General features: G+C 71.5%; 10 protein-coding genes and 1 pseudogene. 2 read left to right on the top strand and 9 right to left on the bottom strand.

The genetic code is table 11. The features are described 5' to 3' along the window. The 5 genes and pseudogenes from DBR36_RS09725 to DBR36_RS09705 all read right to left on the bottom strand — a co-directional run. Nucleotides 1–329, bottom strand: a pseudogene (locus DBR36_RS09725) (potassium transporter Kef); the annotation flags it as partial. After that, nucleotides 326–1897 carry a MoxR family ATPase gene (locus tag DBR36_RS09720; RefSeq protein ID WP_108318917.1) on the bottom strand — a complete coding sequence of 524 codons (1572 nt, stop codon included), beginning with the start codon at nucleotides 1895–1897 and terminating at the stop codon, nucleotides 326–328. The gene DBR36_RS09720 and the pseudogene DBR36_RS09725, both read right to left, overlap by 4 nt. A 9-nt stretch (nucleotides 1898–1906) precedes the next feature. Further along, a complete protein-coding gene (locus tag DBR36_RS09715) occupies nucleotides 1907–2977 on the bottom strand; it encodes an AAA family ATPase (protein WP_108318919.1) in 1071 nt (356 codons plus the stop codon). Beyond that, nucleotides 2970–3578, bottom strand: coding sequence for a nicotinamide riboside transporter PnuC (pnuC, locus tag DBR36_RS09710; protein WP_108318915.1), 609 nt, complete (start codon nucleotides 3576–3578; stop codon nucleotides 2970–2972). The genes DBR36_RS09715 and pnuC overlap by 8 nt, the downstream gene beginning before the upstream one ends. A 47-nt stretch (nucleotides 3579–3625) precedes the next feature. Beyond that, the gene (locus DBR36_RS09705) at nucleotides 3626–4921 is read right to left on the bottom strand and encodes a chloride channel protein (protein WP_108318913.1); all 1296 of its coding nucleotides are present in this window, start codon (nucleotides 4919–4921) and stop codon (nucleotides 3626–3628) included. A gap of 79 nt (nucleotides 4922–5000) precedes the next feature. Here DBR36_RS09705 and DBR36_RS09700 point away from each other — a divergent pair, with 79 nt between their 5' ends. Beyond that, nucleotides 5001–6200: a pyridoxal phosphate-dependent aminotransferase gene (locus DBR36_RS09700; protein ID WP_108318911.1), complete on the top strand. Its 1200-nt coding sequence runs from the start codon at nucleotides 5001–5003 to the stop codon at nucleotides 6198–6200. 75 nt (nucleotides 6201–6275) lie between these two features. Here the strand turns inward: DBR36_RS09700 and DBR36_RS09695 are convergent, their stop codons facing one another. The 4 genes from DBR36_RS09695 to DBR36_RS09680 all read right to left on the bottom strand — a co-directional run bounded on the left by DBR36_RS09695 (nucleotide 6276) and on the right by DBR36_RS09680 (nucleotide 9144). Further along, the gene (locus DBR36_RS09695) at nucleotides 6276–7412 is read right to left on the bottom strand and encodes a UDP-N-acetylmuramate dehydrogenase (protein ID WP_108318908.1); all 1137 of its coding nucleotides are present in this window, start codon (nucleotides 7410–7412) and stop codon (nucleotides 6276–6278) included. After that, on the bottom strand, nucleotides 7412–7816 hold the full coding sequence (locus DBR36_RS09690; protein WP_108318906.1) for a MaoC/PaaZ C-terminal domain-containing protein: 405 nt from the start codon (nucleotides 7814–7816) through the stop codon (nucleotides 7412–7414). Before DBR36_RS09690 ends, DBR36_RS09695 begins: the two co-directional genes overlap by 1 nt. After that, entirely contained in the window at nucleotides 7813–8262 is a 450-nt protein-coding gene (locus tag DBR36_RS09685; protein WP_108318904.1) for a MaoC family dehydratase N-terminal domain-containing protein, read from the bottom strand. Before DBR36_RS09685 ends, DBR36_RS09690 begins: the two co-directional genes overlap by 4 nt. Nucleotides 8263–8346: 84 nt before the next feature. Beyond that, on the bottom strand, nucleotides 8347–9144 hold the full coding sequence (locus DBR36_RS09680; RefSeq protein WP_108318902.1) for a sulfite exporter TauE/SafE family protein: 798 nt from the start codon (nucleotides 9142–9144) through the stop codon (nucleotides 8347–8349). Nucleotides 9145–9487: 343 nt separating this feature from the next. Between DBR36_RS09680 and DBR36_RS09675 the strand changes: the two genes are divergently transcribed. Further along, nucleotides 9488–10123 (top strand): NADPH-dependent F420 reductase, encoded by a 636-nt coding sequence (locus tag DBR36_RS09675; RefSeq protein WP_108318899.1) that lies wholly within the window; start codon nucleotides 9488–9490, stop codon nucleotides 10121–10123. Nucleotides 10124–10292: the final 169 nt, after the last annotated feature.

The raw sequence follows: 10292 nt of genomic DNA, 5'->3' as shown, positions 1-10292 counted from the left end.
GTGAAGGCCCGCAGATCCGCCTCGGCGAGACCGAGCGCGGCCGCCGCGGCCGGTGGCGGGACGTCGACGATGCGGGCCAGCGCGTCGTCGCGCAGCCCCAGGACGCCCGCGCGCCACCCGGCGATCCCGGCGAGAGTCACGACGAGGTCGACGGGTGCGTCGGCGGAGAGCTGCGCCTGCCCGGCGGCGAGCGCGTGCCGGAAGCGAGCCGCCGATCCACCCGCCGCCACCACCGCGGTGGCGGCGCGGTCGAGGTCGAGACCGGGCACCGGCGTCGGCACGCCGCGCGGGGGCTCGGCGTCGGCCTGATGACCGGGGCGACGGATCACGCGCGCCCCTCGACCCACCGCAGGTAGGCGGTGTAGCGCTGGTGCAGGTACTTCAGGGCGGTGAGGTCGTCGAAGTCGCGGCCGTAGAGCTTGCCCGTCGTCGACATCGCGCGCAGACGCGCCTCGATCGAGGTCAGCCGGCGCGACGCCTCGACCGCCGAGACCCCGTCGAGGCCGGCATCCAGCTGCGTCAACAGGTCGCGCACCGGATCCTCGGCGCCCCGGCCGAGGGCGTCGTACTGACGGCACGACTCGGCGAAGACGTCGCTCAGCCAGCTCATCGTGTCGGTCGACAACTCGCGCTCGACGCCCACGTCGAATCGCGGGTGCGTGGGGTTGGGCAGGAGTTTCCCGCGCAGGACGAAGGGCACCATCGCTGCGACGTCGGCGAGCGAGACCGCGTCGCGCCCCCGGAACCACGCCACGGCCTTGGCGTAGACGATGAGGGTCTGCAGCGCCCGCACCGACAGACCGTTCAACGTCTGCGCGCCGAGATCGGCCATCAGATCCGCTCCGGAATTCGCCTCGATGGTCTCGGCCACGCGCCCGCCCGCGGTGGTCACGGTGTCCTTCGTGCGGTACTCGAACCGGCGCCCGCCGCCCTGGACGAACTCGAAGTGGCTGAGGAAGAACTCCAGGCGTCGTCGCACCTCGGCCGGCACCGGCACCGCCCGGATCGCCGCTCGCATCGCGGTCTGCTCGTCGGGGCCGAAAACCAGCTCGGCCGGAACGTGCTCCTCGGGCTTCTCACCCGCCTCGACGCGGGTGATGAGCTCGTCGAGGAATCGACTGTTGAAGCCCGCCGCCGGCACCGTCACGTCCATGCGGTCGCGCAGCGCCTGGATGACCGGGAAGGTCCCGCCGCCCGCGTCGTCGTTGGCGGTGAAGAACCAGCTCTCGACGCCCTCCGCCGGGGCGGTGCGCCGCATCTGGTCGTGACTCTCGACGTACCCCTCGGCCACCATCGTCAGCAGCGCCGACTGGGTCTTGGTGGGGATGCGGTTGTACTCGTCGACGATCTTCACGGGTCGCGAGAGCCAGTCGCGCCACGCGACGCCCACCTCGGCGAGACTCGACGCGTTCATCAGGTCGCGGGGAAGGGGGATGCCGACCAGGTCGCTGATCGTGAGCTGCGGCTGACCCTGCTGCACGCCGCGCCGCACGTCGTCGGGCGTCGACCCCGACAGGACCCCCATGAGCACGGCGACGGTCGTCTTGCCACGCCCCGGACCGCCGATGAGCAGACACCTCCCGCCGACGGCGAAGCTCAACAGCGGCAGCAGCACGTTCGACGAGAACGACGGTTCGCTCGGCAGGGTCAGCTCGGCCCCGGCATCGCCCAGGGTGAAGGCCAACGGCGCCCCGCTCGAGAACTCGACGTCGTAGTACGGCGAGATGACGGCGCGGTTGACGATCCAGTAGTAGGTCTGCCGCAGCTTCTCGTCGAGGGGCACGGCCGACGCGTCCGGCGGCGAGCGGAACAGATCCGCCGCGGTGAGCGGGGCGACCCCGTCGCCGACGCCCGAGGTGGTGGGTGACTGCGAGAGCCTGTGCCAGCGGTCCGCCATCGCGCCAGCCTAACCGGCCGCCCGCCGCTGCAGCTCCTGCTGCTCGGCGTACGGCCGCCCCTCCATCGGGGCCGCGAACGAGCTCGCGTCCGCCATCGCCCGACGGATGGCGGGCAGAGCGGACGCCACCCGCTCGGCGACCGAGCCGCGCACCTCGAACCACGGCACGGGCTGGGCCGCGAGCACCTCGCGGAAGCGTTCCTGCATCCCCGCGCGGATGTGCTCGCCGTCGCGCATCCCGTCCTGGACGAAGGGGATCTCGTCTCCGGTGAGGATGTACAGCGCGGGGCGGTGAGCGGCGGCCCTCGCGTGGATCCGCGGCGCCGGAGAGCCCACGTAGCGTTCGTGCCACAGCGCCGTGGCGAGCACGTCCGTGTCGCACACCAGCACCGGTCGCGGGGCGCGGCGCGCGGCATCCCGTTCCCACCCGATCTGACGGTCGACGACGAGGTCGAACTCGTCGCTGCGCCACGGAGCGTCCAGTCCGCCCTCGCGCGTCACGCTCAACTCGCGGCCGTACTCGGGCACCCACAGCGTGCCGAGTTCGGCGGCGAGCGCCTCGGCGAGCGTGGTCGACCCGGTCGATTCGGCTCCGAGGACGACCACGCGGGCAATCAGATCGGCACGCACCGCGGGCGAGAGCTCGTGCCAGTGGGCGTCCGGATCCGCGCGGATCGCCGTGCCCGACACCGGGTTCAGCCGCCGGCCCGGGTCGACCTGCTCCCACGCGGCACCGAGACGGCGCGCCAGCTCGGCCCCGTACTCGTCGGAGGTGAAGACGACGTCGACCGGCTCGTCGACGAGACCGGCGATGGTCGCGGTGTGCGCCTGCCACGCGGTGTCGGAGGCGAAGTCGACCGGGGTGTCGTCGAGCAGGTCGACCACGCGCACGGTCGGGTGGTTCTCCCGCACCCAGGCGGCCCGCCGCTCGAGCGGGATGGACTCGACGGATGCCGCGATCACCTCGACCGTCACGCGCTCGCAGGCGCGCACCGCCGAACGGATGAGATGGTCGTGACCCACGTGCAGGGGGTAGAACTTGCCGACCACCACCCCGTGCCGGTACCGGCGCTCAGGCACGCGCGTCGGCCGGGATCCCGGCATCCGTCGACTCGCGTTCCACGCGGCGCCACGAGCGCAGACCACCGACGCAGAGCACGACGAACAGGGCGTAGAGGGCGGCGATGATCCACAATCCGGTCGCGATCGACAGCGCGACGAAGGCGACGTCGACGCCGATCCAGACCCACCAGTTCTCGATCCATTTGCGGTTCAGCATGTACTGCGCCACGAGACTCGCCGAGGTCGTCGCGGCGTCCGCGAGAGCGACCTGCGAATCGGTGAAGACCGTGAGGACCACGGTCAGCACGGCGGTGCCCGCGAGGGCTGCGACGACCAACCAGGGGACGACGCGACGGGGCGTGCGCGCGACGTACTCCCGGTCGTGTTCGACGCCGCGCGTCCACCGCAGCCAGCCGTGCACGCCGAGCACCAGGTACACGATCTGCAGTGCGGCGCTCGCGTACAGCCCCGCGGGCACGAACACCGCGAGGAAGACGAGGTTGTTGGCGATGCCGATCGGGTACGTCCACACGTTGCGCCGGGCCGCCAGGAGGACGCACGCGGCCCCCGTCGCGAAACCCAGGATCTGCGTCCACTCGGCCAGAATCCACTCGATCACCCGTCGAGCCTAGAGCGAGGCGCGCGCCGATCCCGCGCACCCGTCCCCTACGGACGCGCGGGGTCGATCGGGGCGAACCCGCGCAGACTCTCGCGCGAGGTCAACCGCGAGGCGACGAGCGAGCCCGCCACGGCCAGGAAGATCGGCAGCAGCAGGTCGAAACCCGTGTTCGTGAACTCGATGATGAGCGCGATCGCGGTGAACGGGGCCCGCATATTGGATGCCAGGAACGCCGCCGCCGCGACGATCGCCAGCGCCGTGCCGTCGGCGCCGGGCCAGACGAACGCCCACCCCGCCGCCGCGGCGGCTCCGAGCGCCGCACCGATCGCGACCGAGGGCTGGAGGGTTCCGCCGATCGCGCCGGCGCCGAGAGAGACCGCCGTGGCGACGTACCGCATCACGGCGAGAGCGAGCAGCAGCAGGGCGGGTTGCGAGAGGTCGAACCCGGCCGTCGCGAGGGCCCGACCGTTTCCGAGGAGGAGGGGGAACGCCGCGCCGAGGGCACCGACGGCCGTGAAGGTCAGCGGCAGGACGACCAGCAGCTTCCACCCCTCGGGCCGGAAGCGCGACAGCTTCTTCGTCACCGCCGAGAAGCTCGTCGCCCCCCACCCCATGAGGGGACCGATGAGGACGGCCGCGACGATGAGCGACGCGTTCACCTCGAGCGCCCCCACCGTATACAGCGAGCCGTCGCCCACGAGCGGACGTGCGACGAGGGTCGCGACCGTGCTCACGGTCAGGGCGACCACGGCCGCACCGACACTGAACTGCGCCAGCAGGATCTCGACGGCGAAGAGCGCGCCCGCCAACGGCACGTTGTACACCGCGCCGAGACCCGCGCCGGCGGCCGAGGCGATGAGGATGCGGCTCCACCGCGCGTCGAGGCGGAACCACCGCACGATCTTCGACCCCGCCATGGCCGAGAGCTCGCGGGGCGCGACCTCTTTGCCGATCGCGGCGCCCATGGCCACCGACGCCACCTGCAGGACGGTGTCGACGAGGGTCTCCCACCACGGCATCCGCGCCCCGTCCACACCCTGCTCGACGGTGGCGATCTTGCGACCGAAACGGCGCAGCAGGTACCAGCCCACCGCCGCTACGACGCCCGCGCCGCCGACCGTGACGATCGGCAGCCACCAGACCTCGGGGTAGGCGAGGCCGTCGAGGAAGGGACCCTCTTCGTGACCCCAGACGAGGTGCTCGAGGCTGTGCACGATCCAGACCAGCAGCAGCACGGCGAGTCCCGTGGCGACCCCCGCGACGAGCGTCGCGAGGCCGAGGCGGATGAGGGTGCCGAATCCGCGACGTCGGGAGCGCACGGGTGGAGCGAGGGGGGCGGTCACCCGGCCACGTTAGTGGAGCCGTGTTTCGGAGTCGTCACGACCCTCGGCCCGTGAGGGCGGAAATACTAGGCTCGGTCCCGTGACCTCCCGTGCTCCGCTCTCCCGCAAGCTGTCCGCCATCGCCGAGTCCGCGACCCTCAAGGTCGACGCCAAGGCCAAGGCCCTCCAGGCCGCCGGCCGTCCCGTCATCTCGTACGCCGCCGGCGAGCCCGACTTCGCGACGCCGTCCTTCATCGTGGACGAGGCGGCGAAGGCGCTGCAGGACCCCAAGAATTACCGCTACACCCCCGCCGCGGGCCTGCCCGTGCTGCGCGAGGCGATCGCCGCGAAGACGCTGCGCGACTCGGGCCTCGAGGTGTCGCCCTCGCAGGTCATCGTGACCAACGGCGGCAAGCAGAGCGTGTACCAGGCGTTCCAGACGGTGGTGAACCCCGGCGACGAGGTGCTGCTGCCCGCCCCCTACTGGACCACCTACCCCGAGGCCATCGCCCTCGCCGACGGCACGCCCGTCGAGGTGTTCGCCGGCGCCGACCAGGACTACAAGGTCACCGTCGCCCAGCTCGAAGCCGCCCGCACCGACAAGACCACCGTGCTGGTGTTCGTGTCGCCGTCCAACCCCACGGGCTCGGTGTACACCCCCGAAGAGACGGCCGAGATCGGACGCTGGGCGCTCGAGCACGGCATCTGGGTCGTGACCGACGAGATCTACCAGAACCTCACCTACGAGGGCGTCCGCGCCGTCTCGATCGTCGAGGCCGTGCCCGAGCTCGCGGCGCAGACGATCCTCGTCAACGGCGTCGCGAAGACCTACGCCATGACCGGATGGCGCGTGGGCTGGATGGTGGGACCCGCGGATGCCATGAAGCTCGCCGGCAACCTGCAGTCGCACCTGTCGAGCAACGTCAACAACGTCGCGCAGATCGCCGCCGCGGCCGCGCTGAACGGCCCGCAGGACGAAGCCGAGCAGTTCCGCCTCGCCTTCGACCGCCGCCGCCAGCTGATCGTGTCGGAGCTGTCGAAGATCGACGGCGTCGAGGTGCCCAACCCGCTCGGCGCGTTCTACGTCTACCCCGACGTGCAGGGCCTGCTGGGCCGCTCGTGGGGCGGCGTCACCCCGACGACCTCGCTCGAGCTGGCCGATCTCATCCTCGAGCAGGCCGAGGTCGCCGTGGTCCCCGGCGAGGCCTTCGGCCCCAGCGGCTACCTGCGCCTGTCGTACGCCCTCGGCGACGACCAGCTCCTCGAGGGTGTGCAGCGCCTCCAGCGCCTGTTCTCCTGACCCTGCCCCGCGCGAGTCGCCGGAACGTGTCGCTCCGACGGCAGATCCCGGCGACTCGCGCGGCCGGGCGTGCGCTCACAGCTCGACGTTGACCAGAACGGGCTCGGGCTGCAACAGCAGACCGAACTCGGCCTGCACCCGCTGCTGCACGAAGCGGGCGAGCTGCGCGATCTCGGCGGCGGTCGCCTCACCGCGGTTCGTCAACGCGAGGGTGTGCTTGGTCGACAGCCCGGCCCGCGAGCGCGGAAAACGGAACCCGCGCGACAGCCCGGCATTCTCGATGAGCCAGGCCGCGCTCACCTTGACCTCGCGCCGCTCGACCGGGGGCGGGGGCAGGATGCCGTCGAACGCGGCGAGCGGGATGACGGTCACCGGATCGATCTCGGGCGCCATCGGCCACTTCGGGCACGCCTCGGGAAGGGTCCGGGCGAAGGACTCCGACACGATCGCGTTCTGGAAGAACGACCCGGCGCTCCAGGTGTCGGGGTCCTCGGCGTCGAGCACCATGCCCTTGCGCGCGCGGGTGGCGAGCACGTGGTCGCGGATCCAGCGCAGCGACACCGCCTCGTCGGCATCCAGTCCGAGAGCTCCGCGCAGCTGCGCACCGGCGATCGGACGCGCGTCGTCGCCGACGCGTTCGAGCTCGAACGTCGCCGACAGGATCACCGCGGGACGCTCGGGGACCGAGCCGTAGTGGTGCTTGAACACCGAGGTGCGAAAGCCCAGCCCCAGCTCGGCGGCGGGGACCGTCGAGACCTCGCCCGTCGACTCGTCGAGCAGCTCGACCTCGACGAGGGTCTGCACGACCTCCTGCCCGTAGGCGCCCACGTTCTGCACGGGAGCCGCGCCCACGGTGCCCGGGATGCCGGACATGGCCTCGACGCCGGCGTAGCCGCGCGCGACGGTCTCGGCGACGAAGGCGTCCCAGTCGTGGCCGGCCTGCACGCGCAGCCGGACGGCGTCGGGCCGCGAACCGGGGAGTTCGTCGATGCCGGTGGTCCGCACGCGGATGACGGTGCCGTCGAACGGCTCGTCGCCCACGAAGAGGTTCGATCCCCCGCCCAGCACGAACCACGCGCCGCCCTCGGCCCAGACCTCGCGGACGGCGGCGACCAGTTCGTCGGTCGTCGTCGCCTCGATGAGGCGGGCGGGCTGACCGCCGGTGCGCAGCGTCGTCAGCCGCGCGAGCGGGACGGCATCGACCTCGGGCATCAGCGCACCCGCACCCGCACCTGCGCCTTGCCGAGCACGGTGGTCTCGGCGAACGTCACGGTGAGGTCGATGCGGGCGGTCTCGTCGTCGACGGCGCCGACCTTGGCGCTCACGTGCAGGTCGGCCCCGGTCTCGGGATCGACCACGACGGGACGCGTGAAGCGGACGCCGTACTCGAGGATCCGGCCGGAGTCGCCCAGGGCCTCGCCGAGTGCGCCGACGGCGATGCCCATGGTGAGCATGCCGTGGGCGAGGACGCCCGGCAGTCCGACGGCGGCGGCGATGTCGTCGCGGTAGTGGATGGGGTTGAAGTCGCCCGAGGCCCCGGCGTAGCGCACGAGGGATTCGCGCGTGAGGTGGACGGATCGCTCGGCGATGATGTCGCCGACAATGAACGCGCTCATGCTCCGGCCTCCCCCGCGAGCAGGACGCTCGTCGTCGTGACGACGTGGGCGCCGTCGGCATCCACGATCTCGGCTTCGCTGGTGATCATGGCGTTGCCGCCCATGGAACGGATGCCGGTGACCGACAGCGTCGCGACCAGTTCGTCGCCCGCGACGATGGGACGGCTGTAGCGGAATCGCTGTTCGGCGTGCACCAGACGGGACAACTCGATGCCGGAGTCGGGGTCGCCGAGCAGCTGCTGCAGCGTGAGGTCCTGCACGACCATCGCGAACGTGGGCGGAGCCACGACGTCGGTGTAGCCGAGCGCACGGGCGGCCTCGGGGTCGGTGTGCTGGGGGGCGTCGGCGAAGACCGCGCGGGCGAACTCGCGCACCTTCTCTCGGCCGACCAGGTACGGCGCGGTCGGCGCGAAGGCACGACCGACGAGTTCAGGATTCACGGGCACCGGCTCAGTCTACCGAGGGCGCGGTGTCGCGCCCCGGCTCGCGGAATGCCGGCGCGGGAGGGCGCGGCCCGCGAGAACGGTCGTTCAGCGCTGGTGCCGACCACGCACGGCCTTGACCGCGATCTGCGTCGCGATGAAGACGAGGAAGATCGAGAACAGCACATTGGCCACGAACGGATCCACCGCCTTCGCGATCTGCGCACCCGCCGCGGTCGTGGCGCACGCGGCGACGCCGACGCACAGCGCGGCGCGCAGGTCGACGTTCGAGCGCCGCAGGTTTCCCACGGTCCCGGACACGGCGGTGGGGATCATCATCAGCAGCGACGTGCCCTTGGCGACGAGATCGCTGGTGCCGAAGAGCAGCAGAAGGGCCGGGACGACGACGATCCCCCCGCCCACGCCCAGCAGCCCCGCGAGGATGCCGGTGACGACGCCGAGCAGCGCGAGGCCCGGGCCGGTGAGCCAGGTCAGTTCGAGGGCGGCATCCCGCGAGGGGATGACGAAATACAGGCTCACGATGACCGCCAGCAGGAACGTCACGAAGGCCCATCGCAACGCCGTCTGCGAGAGCTTGGGCAGCAGCCAGGTCCCGATCTGCGCTCCGCCGACCGCGCCGGCGGCGAGGATCAGGGCGGGGATCCACGCGACGTGACCGTCGATGGCGTAGGTGACGACGCCGACGGATGCCGTGGGCACGATCGCCGCGAGCGAGGTGCCTGCCGCGAGTCGCTGATCGAAGCCCAGCAGCAGCACCAGCAGCGGCACGATCACGGTGCCGCCACCGACGCCGAACAGTCCCGACATCAGACCGGCGAGCAGTCCGACGCCCACGCAGACCAGGTACAGCCGGGCGGTGCGGGGCGGGCGGGTCTCGGTCGTCATGGTGTCCTCGGATCACGGCCGGGCGGGAATGCGGCCGACAGACCAGTCTTTCACCCGGTGGACGTCGGTCGGCACGACAGATGCCCGGAAAAGAAAGCGGCCCCCGGTGGTCCGAAGCCGCGTCCACCGGGGGCCGTCGCCCTCACAGGTCAAGCAGGACGGTGACCCGAACACCGGACTGCGACCACTCGCGTGAGGGTGCGACAGGAGAAACGATAAACACCCCTCTCCCTCGCCCGGGACCGGTTGACACTGATAACTAGACCTGCTAACTATTTACACCGATGAACTCTTGGTAGCGCTCTCGGGAATAGTCGCCCCGCCGCGCCGGTTTCGGTCGCTCATGACAACCGTAGGAATCATCGGAGCAGGAAACATCGGTTCGGCCCTCGCGAAGGGCTTCGCGCAGAACGGCTACGACGTCGTGATCGCGAACTCCCGCGGCCCCGAGACCCTGAGCGACCTGGTCGCCGAGGTCGGGTCGCGCGCTCGCGCCGCGACCGCTCAGGAAGCGGCCGAAGCCGGAGAGATCGTCGTCGTGACGGTGCCGCTGAAGGCCATCGACGACCTCCCCGTCGCCCCGCTCGCCGGCAAGACCGTGCTCGACACGAACAACTACTACTTCGAGCGCGACGGCCGCATCGCCGAGCTCGACGAGAAGAAGACGACCACCTCCGAGATGCTGCAGCAGCGCCTGCCCGACTCGGTCGTCGTCAAGGCGTTCAATCACATCCCCGCCGCGGACATCCTGACCGACGGCGCCCCCGCCGGCAGCGAGAACCGACGCGCCCTCGCCACGTCGGCGGACACCGACGAGGCCGTCGCCCTCGTGACGCGCATCTACGACGAGTTCGGTTTCGACACCGTCAACGTCGGACCCCTGTCGGAGAGCTGGCGCGTCGAGCGCGACCAGCCCGCGTACGTCGTCCGTCAGAACGCCGACGAGCTGACGCAGAACCTGGCCCGCGCCGAGCGCTGAGCTCCGCCGCCGGGCGTCCGGCGCCGGGCGCTCGGCGCCGTGCGCTGGGCGCCGGGCACCAGCGCCTGGGGCTGAGCTCCGGCGCCGGGGCCCGGCGCCGTGCGCCGGGACACCTCGATAAACGCTCTCCGTGCCGAAACACGCCGCGCTGCCGCGTTCCTCGGCAGGA

The organism is Microbacterium sp. HMWF026, from assembly GCF_003061325.1.
In the GTDB taxonomy this organism is placed as follows: Bacteria; Actinomycetota; Actinomycetes; order Actinomycetales; family Microbacteriaceae; genus Microbacterium; species Microbacterium testaceum_E.
This window is presented reverse-complemented; position numbering and strand designations above follow the sequence as displayed.